We start from the raw sequence: 15,346 nt of genomic DNA on the forward strand, positions 1-15,346 counted from the left end.
TCCCCTTGCGGCAGAAGGGATCATCCTGGCGTCCTGGCCGCTGGGTCGCTATGCGAGGGGGACATGACAACCTCCGCCACCCTGCACACCCTCGAAAACGGCGTCCGCGTCGTCTGTGATCCCATGCCCGGTCTCGAGACCGTGGCCCTGTCGGTCGTCGCCGGGCGCGGCGCGGCCTATGAGGACCCGGCACGGTCGGGCTGGTCGCACCTGCTTGAGCACATGGTGTTCAAGGGCGCGGGCGGTCGCAGCGCGCGCGACATCGTCGAGGTGATCGAGGCCCAGGGCGGGTCGATCAACGCCGCCACCGGCTATGAGCGCACCAGTTTCCAGGTCCGCGCCCTGAAGGGCGGGCTGGACCTGGGCATGAGCGTGCTCAGCGACCTCGTCCTGCGCCCCACGCTCGACGAGGCCGACCTGACCCGCGAGAAGCAGGTGGTGGCCCAGGAGATCGCCGAGGCCGCCGACGCGCCCGACGACTATGTGTTCGACCTGGTCCAGGCCGCCGCCTGGGGCGACCATCCCCTGGCCCGGCCGATCCTGGGCACGGTCGACAGCGTCAACGCGGCCACGGTCGAGGGCCTGTCGGACTGGCGCGGACGGCTTTACGCCGCCGACCGGCTGATCGTCAGCGCCACCGGCGCGGTCGAGGTTGACGAGGTGCTGGACCTGGCCCGCCGCCAGTTCGGCGCCCTGCCGTCGGCCAAGGGCGCCGCCGACTTCGCCGCCGCCCCCTTCATCGGCGGCCGCAAGAGCCAGGCCCGCAAGCTGGAGCAGGCCCACCTGGTGTTCATGCTGCCCGCCGTCAGCGCCCGCCAGGACGACTATTTCGCCCTGCGGATCTTCGCCGAGGCCCTGGGCGGCGGCATGTCGTCGCGGCTGTTCCAGGAGGCCCGCGAGAAGCGCGGCCTGGCCTATAATATCGACGCCTATGCCGACACCTATGCCGACTGCGGGGCGCTGGGCGTTTACGCCGGCTGCTCGGCCGGCGACGCGGCCGAGACCGCCAAGGTCTGCGCCGAACAGATCGTGGCCCTGGCCGACAAGATCGAGGACGCCGAACTGGCCCGCGCCAAGGCCCAGCTTAAGGCCCACATGTTCATGGCCCGCGAACAGCCTTTGTCACGGGCGGAGCAGGCGGCCGGCCAGGCGCTGATGTTCGACCGGTTGTATGCGCCGGCCGAACTGGCGCAGGCGGTAGACGCGGTGACGGTGGCGGACCTGACGCGGCTGGCGGGGATGATCCTCGGGCCGCGCAAGACGGCCAGCGCGATCCTGGGGGCGAAGGGGGCGCTGAAGGCGGGGGACGTGTTCGAGCGGGCGCTGGGGTAGGGGGCTGGCCGCTTTAGGTGGATGTCCGCTAGTCGGGACGAATCTGTCTGTTTTCCACCCTTCTCGGCCCTGCGGAATGGCGGATTCCGGCGCAAGCTCGCCATCAAGGTTTTAAGGCGCGGCCTCGCCGTGGCGGGCTTTCTCCTCCCCCGCGACGCGGGGGAGGAGAAAGGGTTTAGGCTTACAACCGCCCGCGCCGTCCACCCTTGAGCTTGTCCAGCGCCCGGCGGGCGATCTCGGCCTGGGCCGCGACCGGGGCGAGGGCGGTTTGCGCCTCTTCCCAGACGGGTCCCAGGCTCGCCGCGACCGGCTTGGCGCGGGGTATCGGCACGATCAGCGCCACCTTGCGGGCCAGGGTGGCCAGGTCGCTCAGGGCCTTGGCTCTTTCGCGGACCCGGCGGATTTCCGCCGGGTCGTCGCTGGAGTCGAGGATCGCCCAGGCCGCGTCGAGGGCGGCCATGAGCTTGAATTGCAGGGCGTCGCGCCAGGCGGAGAGGGTGGTTTGGGTCATGCCCCAGGATGCGACCGCCCCGGAGGGGTGAGCATCGGAAACCTGCATTTTTCCGCAAGGCGTTGTATTTCCATAACTCCACTTCGCCAACTACGGGGATAGAGCTCAAATTCTCCCCCGCTGGGGGAGGTGGCCCGGAGGGCCGGAGGGGTTAGCGCGGCGCTGGCCGGAAGACCCCCTCAGTCGCTTTGCGACAGCGCCCCCGGAGGGGGAGCATCTGGCGCCGCCCTGTGGATAACTTTCGCGCCACAGCGCCCCTCTTGCCTCCAGCGCGTTGAGCCTCGAAACTGCGCTGCTCAACGAGAACCGACCGCTTGTCCGCCTTTCTTCGCCTTTTCCAGACCGATCCCGGCCCGCGCCTTGAGGGCGGCAAGGTGGTGCTGCGCCTGCCGCGCCTGTCGGACTATAAGGCCTGGTCGGCGCTGCGGACCCAGTCGGCGGCCTTCCTCGAGCCGTGGGAGCCGACCTGGCCGAAGGACGACCTGACCCGCGCCGCCTTTCGCAACCGGCTAGGGGCCTATGCCCGCGAACTAGAGACCGGCGAGGCCTTTCCGTTCTTCCTGTTCCGCCGCGACGATGCGACGCTGATCGGCGGGGTGCGGCTGTTCCATATCCGTCGCGGCGTCGCCCAGAGCGCCGTGCTGGGCTATTGGATCGGCCAGCCCTACGCCCGACGTGGCTACATGCTGGACGGCGTCAGGGCCGCCGTGGACTTCGCGTTCGGCGAGATGGGCCTTCACCGCCTGGAAGCGGCCTGCATGCCGGAGAACGCCGCCTCGGCCTCGGTGCTGCTGAAATCCGGTTTCCTGGAAGAGGGATATGCGCCTGCTTATCTGAAAATTAACGGCGAATGGCGAGATCATCGTCTGTTCGGGATGGTCGCGCCCCCTCCGGCCGGTTAGGCCGGTCTACCTTTCGGGGAGGGATTCCTAGCGAGCCCCGGACGCTGGGATAGGGCATGTCTTTCAAGATCAGTCAGCGCCGCGTTTGGGACGCCACGGCCATGCTCGAGGCGCTTGGCGCCGCCGAGGTCGCCCTATGGCTCTGGGAGCCCGAGCTTGACCGGCTGCGCGTCAATGGCGCGGCGCGCGCCTTGGGCCTGGGGCCGCTGGCTCCGGATTGCTCCTCCGTCGCCTTCCGCGCCCTGACCTTGCCTCAAGACCGCGCCCAGGCCGAAGACATCCTCAAGGTTCGCGAGCCGGGCAGCGAGATCGTGGCCCGCCTGCGCATGCGGGGCGGCGAGGTCTGCATCTGGCGTGGCCAGTGGTTGGAGGACGGGGTGCGCGCCGCCGGCGTCATCGCCCCGGAGGTCAAGTTCGCCGCCTCCGAACGCGACAGCCTGACCGGCCTGCTGGACCGCAAGAGCTTCATCGTCCAGGCCCGCGAGCGCCTGTCCAAGCCGGGCGCCTACGAGCTGGTGGTGGCCGACGTCGATCGCCTGCGCCGTCTGAACGAGGCTTTGGGCCACGAGCGCGCCGACCTTGTCTTGGCCGCCCTGGGCTCACGCCTGGCCGCCGCCTTCCCGACCTGTTCGATCCTGGGCCGGATCGGCGAGGACGAGTTCGCGGTGCTATGCGATCCAACCGGCTTCGAGCCCGCCGAGTTGCTGCGCACCGCCCTGGAGCAGCCTTTGCGGGTGGCCGGCTTCGACATCCACCCCACCCTGTCGATCGGGGCCGTGTCGGCCGAGGGCGGCGAGGACGCCCCCGAAGCGGCCGAACTGCTGCGCCGCGCCGAGCTGGCCGTCGAGGCCGCCGCTTCGGGCGGACGTGGCGGGGCCGCCGCCTATGGTCGCTCTATGGAGACCGACGGCCTGTCGCGACTGGCCCTGGAGGCCGACCTGCGCGGCGCCATCGCCCGTGGCGAGATTCGTCCCTATTTCCAGCCCGTGGTGCGCCTCTCGACCGGCGCCCTGTCGGGCTTCGAGGCCCTGGCCCGCTGGATCCATCCGCGCCGGGGCATGCTGCCGCCCGACGAGTTCCTCCCGCTGGTGGAGGAGATGGGCCTGATGAGCGAGCTGGGCGAGCACATGATGCGCACCTCGGCCAAGCAGTTGGCCGCCTGGCGCGACACCCATCCGGCGGTCGGCGCCCTAACCGTCAGCGTCAACCTATCAACCGGCGAGATCGACCGTCCGGGCCTGGTGCACGACGTCCGCCAGGTGCTGAAGGAACACAACCTGCCGCGCGGCGCGCTGAAGCTGGAAGTCACCGAGAGCGACATCATGCGCGATCCCGAGCGGGCCGCCGTGATCCTGCGCAGCCTGCGCGAGGCGGGCGCCGGCCTGGCCCTGGACGATTTCGGCACCGGCTTCTCGTCGCTGCAGTACCTGACCCGCCTGCCGTTCGACACGCTCAAGGTCGATCGCTATTTCGTCCGCACCATGGGCAGCAACGCCGGCTCGGCCAAGATCGTCCGCTCGGTGATCAAGCTGGGCCAGGACCTGGAGCTGGAAGTCGTGGCCGAAGGCGTCGAGAACGCCGAGATGGCGCGCGCGCTTCAGGCCCTGGGCTGCGACTACGGCCAGGGCTTCGGCTACGCCCCGGCCCTGTCGCCGCAGGAGGCCGAGGTCTATCTGAACGAGGCCTATGTGGACGGCGCGGCGCCGGTGAAGGCGCGGGGTTAAGTGCTCCCCTCCGTGGGGGAGGTGTCGGCGTAGCCGGCGGAGGGGGGGAGCGACAGGTCCCTCTTCTTGCAGGATGAAGGGCCCTAAAACGCCCCCCACCGATCGCTTTGCGATCGCCTCCCCCACAGGGGGAGGACCTTGGACTTACGCCCGTCCCGCCTGGGCTGACAGCTGGTCGGCGGTTATGCCGATCTTGGCCAGGGCCATGGTCCATTTGTTATCGTAATCGTCGCCAAACAGCAGCGCTTCGTCGGCCTCGCAGATCAGCCAGACATTGTCGCGCAGCTCCTGCTCCAGCTGGCCGGGGCCCCAGCCGGAATAGCCAAGGGCCAGTATGGCCTGGCGCGGTCGGTGGTCGCGGCTGCCCAGGGCGTCCAGCACGTCACGGGTGACGGTCAGGGCCAGGCCATCGGCCACGGACACCGTCGAATCGGGTGAGACGAAGTCGTCGGTGTGCAGGACAAAGCCCCGCTCGCGCTCCACGGGCCCGCCCAGCATCACCAGATGCGACAGGGCGTGAGCCTCGGGCTCGACGCCGAGATTGTTGAGCAGTTCGTACAGGGTCAGCCCCTCGGCCGGGCGATTGACCGCCAGCCCCATGGCCTGTTCGGCGTCGTGGGCGCACAGGTACAGCACCGCGCGCTCGAAGCGTGGATCCTCGATGCCAGGCATGGCGACCAGCATCTGGCCGGCGAGAAACGCGGGCTCGGATTTGCCGAGATCGATGTGCGGGTGGTCCATGATCAGAGGATCGGGGCGGACGGCGGCAGTTTCAAGTCCAACCTTTCCTTGGCGATCGGCCTTGGCGGCTTTATCTCCGATCCGCTACCTCAACGAACAGGAACTCCGCACATGGCGATCAAGGTTGGCGACACGCTTCCTTCGGCGACTTTCATGACTTTCACCGCCGAGGGCCCGGCCCCGGTGACCACCGACGAACTGTTCAAGGGCAAGACCGTCGCCCTGTTCGCCGTACCCGGCGCCTTCACCCCCACCTGCTCGGCCAAGCACCTGCCGGGCTTCAAGGACCATGTCGCTGACTTCAAGGCCAAGGGCGTCGACACGATCGCCTGCGTCTCGGTCAACGACGTCTTCGTGATGAAGGCCTGGGCCGCAGACCAGGGCATCACCGACGAGGTCCTGCTGCTGGCCGACGGCAATGGCGCCTTCACCCAGGCGGTCGGCCTGGACTTTGACGGCAGCAAGTTCGGCATGGGCCTGCGCTCGCAGCGCTACTCGCTGATCGCCAAGGACGGCGTGGTCGAGACGCTGAACGTGGAAGAGGGCGGGGACTTCAAGGTCTCGTCGGCGGACTACATGCTGGGTCAGCTGTAGGGTTTTCGATCGGGGACATGCACTTGTGCGTGTCCCCAACCGGAAGTGCGGGCGGTCTTGACCTCAAGGTCCGACTTCTGTGCGTTTGATGGGGACACGCACAAGTGCATGTGCCCGGTCAGATCATTAAACGCCCAGCATCTCCGCCGTCACGCCTTCCAGATCCGCAGCCCCCGCCGTCACCCCCGCCACCTGGCCCGGCACGCTCGCCAAAACGTTCTCCCCATAGACACGCGCCAGCGCCAGCCGCACGCCGTGCGGCTCGGCCAGCGCGCCTTTGATCAGCATCCAGCCGCCCACCACGTCGCCTAGCAGCTTCAGATAGGCCGTGGCCCCCGACAACGCGTCCGGCATGGCCCGGGCCCGGCGTTCGATCAGCCAGGCCGTGGCCGAACTGGCCGCGTTGAGGGCGGCGTCAAAGCGCAGGGCCACGCCGGCCAAGGCCTCGATCGCGGCTATTGCCTCCAGCGTATCGCGCATGTCGTCCATCAGGTCGCCAATCGCCTGGCCCTCGCCCAGCACCAGCTTGCGGCCGATCAGGTCGATGGCCTGGATGCCGTTGGCGCCCTCGTAGATCGGGTTGATCCGGGCGTCGCGATAGTGCTGGGCCGCGCCGGTCTCCTCGATGAAGCCCATGCCGCCGTGGATCTGCACGCCCTGGGAGGCCACCTCGACGCCCATGTCGGTGGACCAGGCCTTGGCGATCGGGGTCAGCAGCTCCTCGCGCAGCTTGGCGCTCGCGCGAGCCTCTTCCGTTTCGGCGTGGCGCGAAAGGTCGGCGGCCACGGCCGTGGAGAGGCAGATCCCGCGCGCCGCCTCGATACGGGCCTTCATCAGCAGCAAGGTGCGGCGGATGTCGGGATGGTCGAACAGCCGGGCGGGATAGGCGCCCGTCCAGGCCGAGCGGCCTTGCGTGCGTTCCAGCGAGAAGGCCAGGGCCTGCTGATAGGCCCGCTCGGCGATGGCCACGCCCTGGGTTCCGACCTGCAGCCGCGCGGCGTTCATCATCGTGAACATGTGGGCCAGGCCCTTGCCCAACTCGCCCACCAGGGTGGCCTTGGCCCCCTCGTACAGCATCACGCAGGTGGGCGAGCCGTGGATGCCCAGCTTGTGCTCCAGCCCGCCCACCCGAAGGGCGTTGGCCACGCCCAGCACGCCATCCTCGCCGACCAGAACCTTCGGCGCCAGGAACAGCGAGATGCCCTTGACGCCGGGCGGCGCGTCGGGCGTGCGGGCCAAAACGAGGTGGCAGACATTGTCGGCCACGTCGTGGTCGCCCCAGGTGATGTAGATCTTCTGGCCGACCAAGGCGTAGCCGCCCTCGCCATCGGGCGTGGCCATCGTCGTCAGGGCCGCCAGGTCCGAGCCGGCCTGGGGCTCGGTGAGGTTCATGGTGCCGGTCCATTCGCCGGAGACCAGCCGGGGCAGATAGAGCCGCCGCTGGCTTTCCGAACCATGGCTGGCCAGGGCCTCGATCGCCGCGAGGGTCAGCATCGGGCACAGGCCGAACGCCATGTTGGCGGCGTGGACCATCTCGAAGACGGCGATTTCCAGCGTCTTGGGCAAGCCCTGGCCGCCGTGCTTCGGATCGGCCGCCAGGCTGTTCCAGCCGGCCTGGGCGAAGGCCTTGTAGGCGGCGGGGAAGCCTGGCGAGGTGCGGACCACGCCATTGTCCAGCCGCGCGGGCGTCAGGTCGCCGGCCCGGTTGATCGGGGCCAGAATCTCGCTGGCGAAGACGCCGGCCGCGTCGAGAACCGCGTCCACCGTGTCGGCGTCGGCCTCGGGAAAGGCCGCGGCCAGGCGGTCGAAGCCGGCCACATGGCGCAGGGCGAAGGCGAGGTCGCGAACGGGCGCGCGGTAGGTCATGAGGGAGGTCCGATCCAGGGGACGGCGAGGTGAACCCTGTTTAGAGACGGCCGCCGCGTGTGCAAAGCCGAAGGGATCACGGCTTCGTGAAGCGCTGACCCTTTATCGCTGGGCCAAGCTTCCCAAGTTGGGGTTCAGCAACTATTTCTATTACAGTTTGGAGACTGCCCATGAACCGCCGTTTCGCCTCCGCCCTCCTGGCCGGCGCTCTTCTGCTCGCTCCGGCGGCCCTTCCCGCCGTCGCCTCGGCGCAGGCCGTCGCCACCGACCCGGCCCAGGCTCCGGCCGGCAATTGGACGATCGACAAGAAGCACGCCAGCCTCGAGATGAAGGTCTCGCACTTCGGCACGTCGCACTACACCTTCCGCTTCGCGCGCGAAGCCATCGACGGTTCTTACGTCTATGACCCGGCCAAGCCGCTGGCCACCAAGGTGTCGATCACCATCGACGCCGCCGCCGTCGATACTGGCCTGCCGGACTTCAACAAGGAAATCGGCACGGACCCCAAGTTCTTCAACGCCGGCCAATATCCCAAGATCACCTTCGTCTCGACCAAGGTCGAACCCGGCAAGCTGACGGGCGACCTGACCTTTCGCGGCGTGACCAAGCCGGTGACCCTGGACGTCAAATATAACGGCTACGCCAAGACCCCGTTCGGCTCGCAGATCATGGGCTTCTCGGCCACCGGCACGATCAAGCGCTCGGACTTCGGCTTCACCCACCTGAAGGGCCTGGTCGGCGACGACGTCGATCTGGAAATCGAAGCCGAGTTCAATCCGAAGAAGTAGGGTTGGATTCGAAACCCGCGATTTCTGACGAGGTACGCCATGACCACCGAGTCGACCGTTGAGACCGCCTCGGTGGCGGGACGCACGCGATACACGCCCCCTTCTCGCTACACGACGGTGGCGATCATCCTGCACTGGCTGATCGCCGCCGCCATCATCTTCCAGATCATCCTGGGCTGGCGGATGGGGGACGGTCCCAAGGGGCCGACCACCTACGCGATCTTTCAACTGCACAAGTCGATCGGCATCACCATCCTGCTGCTCAGCCTGGGCCGGCTGGCCTGGCGGCTGACCCACAGGCCGCCGCCGCACCCGGTGGGGCAACCCCGCTGGGAGACGATCGCCTCGCAAGTGGTCCACGTGGCCTTCTACGTGATCATGATCGGACTGCCGATCACCGGCTGGATCATTGTCTCGACCAGCCGCCTGCCGATCCCGACCGTGCTGTTTGGCGCGATCCCCTGGCCGCACCTGCCGTTCCTGCCCGAGCTGGCGGCCGGTCCCAAACACCTGTGGAATCAGGTCGGCGAGCTGGGTCACGGCCTGCTGGTCAAGACCACCTATCTGCTGCTGGCCCTGCACCTGGGGGCGGTGGCCAAGCACCAGATTCTCGACCGCGACGCCGTGTTCGGTCACATGGCGGCTGGCGCCAAGCCGGGTTGGAAAGAGCCGCGCGCCTGGCTGGCCGCCGCGGGACTCATCGCGGTTGTCGCCGCCTGCTATCTCTACATGCCGTCGGTGAAGGCCAAGACGCCGGCGGCGCCCGTTCCTGCGCCTGAAGTGCAATGGCGAGGCAAGCCGGCCTTGGTTCAAAACGCCGCGCCCGCCGAGCAAACACCGTCCGCCGAAGCCGCCACCGCCCCCGCCGCGCCCGCCGAGTCGGACAAGGCGCTGAAGGACCCCGTCGCCTGGACCGTGGCCAAGAGCTCGACCCTGGGCTTCTCCGCCGCCTGGGAAGACAACACCATCCAGGGTCAGTTCAAGCGCTGGACCGCCGACATCCTGTTCTCGCCCGACGCCCTCGACCGCTCGAAGCTGACGGTCAGCATCGACATGGCGTCGGCCGCCACCGGCGACGACCAGCGCGACGCCAGCCTGCCCAGCGAGGACTTCTTCGCGGCGGCGACCCATCCCAAGGCTGTCTTCACGGCCAGCAAGTTCCGCAAGACCGGCGAGGGCCGGTTCGTCGCCGACGGCGTGCTGGATCTGCGCGGCGTCAAGAAGCCCGTCAGCCTGCCGTTCTCGCTGAAGATCGACGGCGACACGGCCACGGCGCGCGGTGTAACCACCCTGGACCGGACGGTGTTCGGGGTAGGACAGGGTGAATGGGCGTCGACGAGCGAGATCGGGGCGAAGGTGAAGGTCAGCTTCGCCATCGCGGCCAAGCGGAAATAGACCCGCAAGTTGTTGGGGCCGCGCGGGCGCTCGCCGCCGGCGGCCTGGTGCTCCTGCCGACCGAGACGGTCTATGGCCTGGGGGCCGACGCCTCGAACCCGGCGGCGGTGGCGGCGATTTTCGAGGCCAAGGGCCGCCCGCGCTTCAACCCGCTGATCGCCCATGTCGCCAGCATCGAAGCCGCCGCCCGCATTGCCACCTTCGACGATCGCGCCCTGGCTCTGGCGCGAGCCTTTTGGCCCGGCCCGCTGACGATCGTCGCCCCAATCCGCGACACCGCCGCCGTCTGCGATCTGGCCCGGGCGGGTCTCGACACCGTGGCCATCCGCGTGCCCGGCCACCCCCTGTCGCGCGCCGTGCTGGCGGCGTTCGGCGGTCCGGTGGTGGCCCCCTCGGCCAATCGCTCGGGCCGGCCGAGCCCCACCACCTTCGAAGACGCCTTCGCCGAGACCGGCGACAAGACCGCCGCCGCCCTGGACGGCGGGCCCTGCGACGTCGGGCTGGAAAGCACGGTTGTGGCGGTGCTCGACGGTCCGGTGAGACTGCTGCGCCCCGGCGCCGTGACTCGCGCCCAGCTGGAGGCCGTGGTCGGCCCGCTGGCCGAGGCGCAGAATGACGCCAAGCGCTCGCCCGGCAGGCTGGCCCTGCACTATGCCCCCGACGCGCCGGTGCGGGTCAATGCCGAGACCCCGGCGGCGGGCGAGGCGTTCCTGGCCTTTGGGCCATGGCCGCAAGGGGATAGGGTGTTCAATCTCAGCCCCTCGGGCGATCTGGCGGAGGCGGCGGCAAACCTGTTCGCGTTCCTTCGCGCCGCCGACCGCACCCAGCCGACAGCCATCGCCGTCGCGCCGATCCCGGGCGAGGGCCTGGGCGAAGCGATCAATGACCGGCTGCGGCGCGCGGCCGGTTTCATAGGATAGAGCCGATGAAATTCCGCATCATGTATATCGAGGACAAGTCCAAGGGGCTGAACGGTCCGGCGCGGATCGGGCGCGTCCGGCTGTCGAAGACCGGCGAGACGCTCTACTACGCCGGCCGGGCCTTTGAGGCGCTGCGCAATTCAGGCCTGAAGGCCAATTTCACCGACGTCGACACGGGCCACCCCTTCTGGATCGCCAAGGCGCGCAAGGATGGCGGCGACCGATTGTTCAAGGGCGCGGGCGATCCGCCGGTGATCGACGACGACGTGCGCGAGGACTATTGGCGCGACGTGCGCGGCCTGCCGGATCCGGACGTGGCGGGCTAGGCGTCCAGCGCCGAGCGGACGTCGGTCATCGGAAAGTCGTCGCCCTTGTAGAGCAGTGGCGCGCCGAGTTGCTTGGCCAAGGCGTAGGCGAAGCAGTCGGCGAGGTTCAGGCGGGCGGGGTGGTGTCCTTTACCGTAGGTGAGGTAGGCGTCTAGAGCCTTGGCGAAGTCCTCGGGGTCGGGGTGGACGGCGACTCCGAGTTGAGCAAGCCAAACGTCCAGTTCAGCCCGGTCTTCGAGATGGCCCCGACTGATCAAGACGACGCCGGTTTCAACATAGTTGAATGCGGAGATTACGGTCCGATCCGAGGATAACAAGGCTTGCATGATCAGAATGTGGTCAGGCTCGCTGGTGGCGACGGCGACCAACGCCGAGGTATCGACGACAATCATTCAGGATCGGTTGTGTCGAGGCCGGGGATTTCGTTAAGCTCATCGAAGTCGGCCTTGGTGACGTTCAGCTTGACCTTGTCCAGGCCGACGGCGCGCCTGAAGCGATCGGTCGCTTCGCGCATTTCCTCGATCGTCCGCGCTCGATGCGGTCGGGCTTCGTGTTGCTTGGCCAAGCGTTCGCGCACCGCGACCTCTACGGCGGTTGTCAAGCTTTCGCCCGTCAGTCCGGCGAGTTCGCGTACGGCGCGCTCGGCCTCTGGATTCTTGATCAGGATGCCCATGGCGATCTCCGTATAGACCGCAGTATATACTGACAGCCTCGCTCCCGGAAGCGTATCCTCCGCCACCATGACCAAGCCCCTCCCCGCCGACACCCTGTCCCGCCTGAAGGCCGTGCTCGGCGAGGGCGGGTGGAGCCAGGACCCTGATCGTCTGGCCCCCAAACTGGTCGAATGGCGCGGGCGGTGGTCCGGCCAGACCCCCCTGCTGGCCTTGCCACGCTCCACGGCCGCTGTGGCCGCAGTGGTCGGCATCTGCGCGGCCGACGGCGTGGCCATCACCCCGCAGGGCGGCAATACCGGCCTGGTCGCTGGCCAGATCCCGCAGGGCGAAATCCTGCTCTCCACCGAGAAGCTGACGAGGGTGCGCGACATCGACGCCTTCGACGACGTCATGGTGCTGGAGGCCGGGGTCACCTTGGCGACGGCCCATGAGGCCGCGCTCTCGGTCAGCCGCCGCTTTCCCCTGAGCCTGGCCTCGGAAGGCTCTTGCACCATCGGCGGCCTGGCCTCGACCAATGCCGGCGGCACGGCGGTGCTGCGCTATGGCACGATGCGCGACCAGGTCCTGGGGATCGAGGCGGTGCTGCCCAATGGCGAGGTTTGGAACGGCCTGAAGCGGCTGCGCAAGGACAATACCGGCTATGACCTCAAGCACCTGCTGATCGGGGCCGAGGGCACGCTGGGGGTGATCACCGCCGCCAGCCTCAAGCTCTATCCGCTGCTGGCTTCACGCTGCGTGGCCATCGCCGCCGTCGCTACCCCCCACGCCGCCATCGCCCTGCTGGCCAGGGCCAAGGACGAGACCGGGGGCGCGATCGAGGCCTTCGAGCTGATGAGCCGGCTGGGCGTGGCGTTCGCGATCAAGAACATCCCCGGCCTGCGCGAGCCGCTGGAGGCCGTCCATCCCTGGTACGTGCTGATCGAGACCGCCTCGGGCGAACCGGGCGCCGCCGAAGCGGCCATGCAGCGGTTGCTGTCGGACGCGCTGGAGACCGGCCTGATCCAGGACGCGGCCGTCGCACAATCCCAGACCCAGGCCCACGCCTTCTGGGCCGTGCGCGAGAACCAGTCCGGCGGCCAGAAGCCCGAAGGCGCGGCCTGGAAGCATGACGTCTCCGTGCCGGTCTCCAAGGTCGCCGCCTTCATCGACCAGGCCACGGCGGCGGTGGAAAAGCTGTCGCCCGGCGTCCGGGTGGTCGCCTTCGGCCATGTTGGCGACGGCAATGTCCATTACGACGTCCTGCGGGCCGACGGCGCGCCCATGACCGAGAAGGGCGACGACCCGCACGACGCCCTGCGCGATACGGGCGCCCGCATCGTCCATGACATCGTGGCGTCGATGGACGGCTCGATCAGCGCCGAGCACGGCCTGGGGGCGATGAAGTCGGCCGAGGCCCTGCGCTACAAGAGCGCCGTAGAGGTCGAGGCCCTGCGCGCCATCCGCGCCGCGCTGGACCCCCAGCGGATCATGAACCCGCGCGTGCTGTTCTAGGCTGTCCTGTCCGCCGCCTTCGCCAGGGCGTTGGCGCGGGCTCTCCGGACGCCCAGACAGACGAACATCGACGCCAGGGCGCCGAGCGGAACCGTCGCCTTGTAATAGCCGGCCTGCTGGCCCGGCCCGAGGATGTTGATGGCCGCCGGCACGAAGCCCCACACGCCGTCCGAAGCGCGCATCCAGAACGCCCCGATCCCGACGAAACACAGCACCGCCCACAGGATGCGGTACTTCAGGCCCTGGGTGCGCAGCACCAGGAACAGGGCGCCGAACATCACCAGCGGGCAGGTCAGGGCGGCCAGCAGGCCCAAGGTCTGGGGTACGATCAGAACGCCTCCTCCACTACGGGCTCAGCCTTCGGCTTGGCCCATACCCCGGTTAGGATCAAGACCGCGCCCAGCGGAACGATGAAGGTCAGGATCCAGGGGTCGAACCGTGAGCCCCCGCGGACCACACCGGCGCCGAGCAGGGCGATGTTCACCAGCTTCCAGCTGAACACGGCGTTGAACCAGTTCATCTGCAGGCTGCCGACCCCCGCGAACGCGGCGATCCCCCATAGCCATTTGCGCTTCAGGCCCTTGATTCGGATTACCTTTATCAAGGCGGCCAGCATCAGGCCAAGGCTGGCCGCCAGACCGGCTAGAAAAACGTATTGGGTGTAATGCTTGCCAGCCAGGGAGAATTTCAGCGCCTTGAGTTCCTCCATGGTGGCGACCTGGGCATTGAACCCGGTCATCAGCCAAGCCTTTGCGCCCTCCGGCCGCGCTAGCGCCACCCGGGCAAGAACCACCTTGCCGGGATAGTCGTATTCGTGGGCGAGCGTCGCCGTCTTGCCCTTGCCGACCATGGAGAGATAATTCCAGCCCACGGCCTTGCCCAGGCTCGGTTCGCCGGCGGGAATATAGGCCCGGACCTTGACCAATTCCTCGGCGGTCTGCGGCGTGCGAATTTCCGGCGACAGGCGGGCTTGCAGGCTCGGTGACTGAGTGCGGATCTCCGAATAGACCGCACGCGCCACGGCGTCGGCCTCGGGATCCAGGGCCGGCGCCTGACAGCTGGCAAGTCCAGCGAACCCGGCGCAGACGAACAGCGCCGCGACCCTTCTCAAAGTCGGTCCGAAATCAATCATGCTGTCCCCACCCTACGCGCAACATCGCGGCGCGCCGGCCCATTGTCCAGCCTCGCACTAGCCGTGGCCCTCCGGAGCCTCTATCTCCCCGCCCATGTTGATGGTCATCTCCCCCGCCAAATCGCTGGACTTCACCGCCCCTGACCAGGTGCTGCCGCTCACCACGCCCGAGTTGAAACCGCAGATCGCCGAACTGGCCAAGCTGACTCATAAGCTGAAGGCGACCGACCTGCGCCGGCTGATGCACATCTCCGAAAAGCTGGCCGAACTGAACTACGAGCGCTTTCAAGTCTTCGACCCGCAGGTCGAGGAGGGGCTCCAGGCGGTGATCGCCTTCAACGGCGACGTCTATGCGGGTCTCGCCGCGCGCGAGCTGGACCGCCCGGCCCTGGAGTGGGCCCAGGACCACCTGCGCATCCTGTCGGGCCTGTATGGCGTGCTGCGACCGCTCGACGCCCTGCAGGCCTATCGCCTGGAGATGGGCGTGCGGTTGAAGACCAAGAAGGGCTCCAACCTTTACGACTTCTGGGGCGAAACGATCTCCAAGACCCTGAACGCGGCGGCCCAGGACCAAGCCGATCCCACCCTGGTGAACCTGGCCAGCCAGGAATATTTCGGCGCCGTCGACGCCAAGGCGCTCAAGTTGCCCATCGTCAACTGCCACTTCAAGGAAGAGAAGGGCAACACGCTGCGCGTGCTGGGCTTCTTCGCCAAGAAGGCCCGCGGCCGCATGGCCCGCTTCGCCATCGACAACCGCGTCGAGCGGGCGGAAGATCTCAAGGGCTTCGACCTGGACGGCTACAGGTACCGCAAGGACCTCTCGACACAGGCCGACTGGGTTTTCGCTCGGCTCCAGCCCTGAATTTATCCACCGGTGAGTTATAAACGCTCGCTGATCGCAACAGCGAGCTATATGTTGCGTTGCAGCATGAGCGGGATGCGCAAGGAGT

17 protein-coding genes are annotated in these 15,346 nt (G+C 68.1%); 10 read left to right on the plus strand and 7 right to left on the minus strand.

Annotated features, from left to right (window positions below; all coding sequences use genetic code 11):
* The first annotated feature begins 63 nt into the window (after window positions 1-63).
* Window positions 64-1,332 (plus strand): M16 family metallopeptidase, encoded by a 1,269-nt coding sequence (locus ACP7AG_RS07115; protein ID WP_426030310.1) that lies wholly within the window; start codon window positions 64-66, stop codon window positions 1,330-1,332.
* Window positions 1,333-1,513: 181 nt separating this feature from the next.
* On the opposite strand, the gene ACP7AG_RS07120 is transcribed toward ACP7AG_RS07115, so the two are convergent.
* Window positions 1,514-1,843: a hypothetical protein gene (locus ACP7AG_RS07120; RefSeq protein ID WP_426030311.1), complete on the minus strand. Its 330-nt coding sequence runs from the start codon at window positions 1,841-1,843 to the stop codon at window positions 1,514-1,516.
* A 314-nt stretch (window positions 1,844-2,157) separates the two neighbouring features.
* Between ACP7AG_RS07120 and ACP7AG_RS07125 the strand changes: the two genes are divergently transcribed.
* Both ACP7AG_RS07125 and ACP7AG_RS07130 read left to right on the plus strand, forming a co-directional pair.
* Window positions 2,158-2,745: a GNAT family N-acetyltransferase gene (locus ACP7AG_RS07125; RefSeq protein ID WP_426030312.1), complete on the plus strand. Its 588-nt coding sequence runs from the start codon at window positions 2,158-2,160 to the stop codon at window positions 2,743-2,745.
* Window positions 2,746-2,801: 56 nt separating this feature from the next.
* Window positions 2,802-4,469: a putative bifunctional diguanylate cyclase/phosphodiesterase gene (locus ACP7AG_RS07130; protein ID WP_426011195.1), complete on the plus strand. Its 1,668-nt coding sequence runs from the start codon at window positions 2,802-2,804 to the stop codon at window positions 4,467-4,469.
* A 144-nt stretch (window positions 4,470-4,613) separates the two neighbouring features.
* Here the strand turns inward: ACP7AG_RS07130 and ACP7AG_RS07135 are convergent, their stop codons facing one another.
* The gene (locus ACP7AG_RS07135) at window positions 4,614-5,210 is read right to left on the minus strand and encodes a YqgE/AlgH family protein (protein ID WP_426030313.1); all 597 of its coding nucleotides are present in this window, start codon (window positions 5,208-5,210) and stop codon (window positions 4,614-4,616) included.
* A 111-nt stretch (window positions 5,211-5,321) separates the two neighbouring features.
* On the opposite strand from ACP7AG_RS07135, the gene ACP7AG_RS07140 reads away from it, so the two are divergent.
* Window positions 5,322-5,804 carry a peroxiredoxin gene (locus tag ACP7AG_RS07140; protein WP_426011197.1) on the plus strand — a complete coding sequence of 161 codons (483 nt, stop codon included), beginning with the start codon at window positions 5,322-5,324 and terminating at the stop codon, window positions 5,802-5,804.
* A 126-nt stretch (window positions 5,805-5,930) separates the two neighbouring features.
* Here the strand turns inward: ACP7AG_RS07140 and ACP7AG_RS07145 are convergent, their stop codons facing one another.
* Entirely contained in the window at window positions 5,931-7,670 is a 1,740-nt protein-coding gene (locus ACP7AG_RS07145) for an acyl-CoA dehydrogenase (RefSeq protein ID WP_426030314.1), read from the minus strand.
* Window positions 7,671-7,840: 170 nt separating this feature from the next.
* Here ACP7AG_RS07145 and ACP7AG_RS07150 point away from each other — a divergent pair, with 170 nt between their 5' ends.
* From ACP7AG_RS07150 to ACP7AG_RS07165, 4 genes are read left to right on the plus strand one after another with little or no spacing between them, the layout of a single operon-like run.
* A complete protein-coding gene (locus tag ACP7AG_RS07150; protein WP_426011199.1) occupies window positions 7,841-8,458 on the plus strand; it encodes a YceI family protein in 618 nt (205 codons plus the stop codon).
* Between the two features lie 39 nt (window positions 8,459-8,497).
* A complete protein-coding gene (locus tag ACP7AG_RS07155; protein ID WP_426030315.1) occupies window positions 8,498-9,853 on the plus strand; it encodes a YceI family protein in 1,356 nt (451 codons plus the stop codon).
* Entirely contained in the window at window positions 9,784-10,773 is a 990-nt protein-coding gene (locus tag ACP7AG_RS07160) for an L-threonylcarbamoyladenylate synthase (RefSeq protein ID WP_426030316.1), read from the plus strand. The genes ACP7AG_RS07155 and ACP7AG_RS07160 overlap by 70 nt, the downstream gene beginning before the upstream one ends.
* A gap of 5 nt (window positions 10,774-10,778) precedes the next feature.
* On the plus strand, window positions 10,779-11,099 hold the full coding sequence (locus ACP7AG_RS07165; protein ID WP_426011202.1) for a 1-deoxy-D-xylulose-5-phosphate synthase: 321 nt from the start codon (window positions 10,779-10,781) through the stop codon (window positions 11,097-11,099).
* Here ACP7AG_RS07165 and ACP7AG_RS07170 read toward each other — a convergent pair.
* A complete protein-coding gene (locus ACP7AG_RS07170) occupies window positions 11,096-11,491 on the minus strand; it encodes a type II toxin-antitoxin system VapC family toxin (RefSeq protein WP_426030317.1) in 396 nt (131 codons plus the stop codon). The two genes, ACP7AG_RS07165 and ACP7AG_RS07170, sit on opposite strands and share 4 nt — an antisense overlap.
* Window positions 11,488-11,772: a type II toxin-antitoxin system VapB family antitoxin gene (locus ACP7AG_RS07175; protein ID WP_426011204.1), complete on the minus strand. Its 285-nt coding sequence runs from the start codon at window positions 11,770-11,772 to the stop codon at window positions 11,488-11,490. Before ACP7AG_RS07175 ends, ACP7AG_RS07170 begins: the two co-directional genes overlap by 4 nt.
* 67 nt (window positions 11,773-11,839) lie before the next feature.
* Between ACP7AG_RS07175 and ACP7AG_RS07180 the strand changes: the two genes are divergently transcribed.
* Complete coding sequence (locus ACP7AG_RS07180) at window positions 11,840-13,264, plus strand: FAD-binding oxidoreductase (protein WP_426030318.1); 1,425 nt, start codon at window positions 11,840-11,842, stop codon at window positions 13,262-13,264.
* On the opposite strand, the gene ACP7AG_RS07185 is transcribed toward ACP7AG_RS07180, so the two are convergent.
* Together ACP7AG_RS07185 and ACP7AG_RS07190 are read right to left on the minus strand one after the other, a co-directional pair.
* Complete coding sequence (locus ACP7AG_RS07185) at window positions 13,261-13,578, minus strand: hypothetical protein (protein ID WP_426011206.1); 318 nt, start codon at window positions 13,576-13,578, stop codon at window positions 13,261-13,263. The genes ACP7AG_RS07180 and ACP7AG_RS07185 overlap by 4 nt on opposite strands.
* A gap of 14 nt (window positions 13,579-13,592) precedes the next feature.
* A complete protein-coding gene (locus ACP7AG_RS07190) occupies window positions 13,593-14,396 on the minus strand; it encodes a hypothetical protein (RefSeq protein ID WP_426030319.1) in 804 nt (267 codons plus the stop codon).
* A gap of 94 nt (window positions 14,397-14,490) precedes the next feature.
* Here ACP7AG_RS07190 and yaaA point away from each other — a divergent pair, with 94 nt between their 5' ends.
* Window positions 14,491-15,258 carry a peroxide stress protein YaaA gene (gene yaaA / locus ACP7AG_RS07195; protein WP_426011208.1) on the plus strand — a complete coding sequence of 256 codons (768 nt, stop codon included), beginning with the start codon at window positions 14,491-14,493 and terminating at the stop codon, window positions 15,256-15,258.
* The last annotated feature ends 88 nt before the right edge of the window (window positions 15,259-15,346 follow it).

The sequence above is a fragment of the Caulobacter sp. DWP3-1-3b2 genome, from assembly GCF_049896325.1.
Lineage (GTDB): Bacteria > Pseudomonadota > Alphaproteobacteria > Caulobacterales > Caulobacteraceae > Caulobacter.

What these genes read in the sequence shown, in the direction of transcription:
- ACP7AG_RS07115 (WP_426030310.1), top strand. Translation starts at nt 64, where the DNA reads ATGACAACCTCCGCCACCCTGCACACCCTCGAAAACGGCGTCCGCGTC.
- ACP7AG_RS07120 (WP_426030311.1), bottom strand. Translation starts at nt 1,843, where the DNA reads ATGACCCAAACCACCCTCTCCGCCTGGCGCGACGCCCTGCAATTCAAG.
- ACP7AG_RS07130 (WP_426011195.1), top strand. Translation starts at nt 2,802, where the DNA reads ATGTCTTTCAAGATCAGTCAGCGCCGCGTTTGGGACGCCACGGCCATG.
- ACP7AG_RS07135 (WP_426030313.1), bottom strand. Translation starts at nt 5,210, where the DNA reads ATGGACCACCCGCACATCGATCTCGGCAAATCCGAGCCCGCGTTTCTC.
- ACP7AG_RS07140 (WP_426011197.1), top strand. Translation starts at nt 5,322, where the DNA reads ATGGCGATCAAGGTTGGCGACACGCTTCCTTCGGCGACTTTCATGACT.
- ACP7AG_RS07145 (WP_426030314.1), bottom strand. Translation starts at nt 7,670, where the DNA reads ATGACCTACCGCGCGCCCGTTCGCGACCTCGCCTTCGCCCTGCGCCAT.
- ACP7AG_RS07150 (WP_426011199.1), top strand. Translation starts at nt 7,841, where the DNA reads ATGAACCGCCGTTTCGCCTCCGCCCTCCTGGCCGGCGCTCTTCTGCTC.
- ACP7AG_RS07155 (WP_426030315.1), top strand. Translation starts at nt 8,498, where the DNA reads ATGACCACCGAGTCGACCGTTGAGACCGCCTCGGTGGCGGGACGCACG.
- ACP7AG_RS07160 (WP_426030316.1), top strand. Translation starts at nt 9,784, where the DNA reads ATGGGCGTCGACGAGCGAGATCGGGGCGAAGGTGAAGGTCAGCTTCGC.
- ACP7AG_RS07165 (WP_426011202.1), top strand. Translation starts at nt 10,779, where the DNA reads ATGAAATTCCGCATCATGTATATCGAGGACAAGTCCAAGGGGCTGAAC.
- ACP7AG_RS07170 (WP_426030317.1), bottom strand. Translation starts at nt 11,491, where the DNA reads ATGATTGTCGTCGATACCTCGGCGTTGGTCGCCGTCGCCACCAGCGAG.
- ACP7AG_RS07175 (WP_426011204.1), bottom strand. Translation starts at nt 11,772, where the DNA reads ATGGGCATCCTGATCAAGAATCCAGAGGCCGAGCGCGCCGTACGCGAA.
- ACP7AG_RS07180 (WP_426030318.1), top strand. Translation starts at nt 11,840, where the DNA reads ATGACCAAGCCCCTCCCCGCCGACACCCTGTCCCGCCTGAAGGCCGTG.
- ACP7AG_RS07190 (WP_426030319.1), bottom strand. Translation starts at nt 14,396, where the DNA reads ATGATTGATTTCGGACCGACTTTGAGAAGGGTCGCGGCGCTGTTCGTC.
- yaaA (WP_426011208.1), top strand. Translation starts at nt 14,491, where the DNA reads ATGTTGATGGTCATCTCCCCCGCCAAATCGCTGGACTTCACCGCCCCT.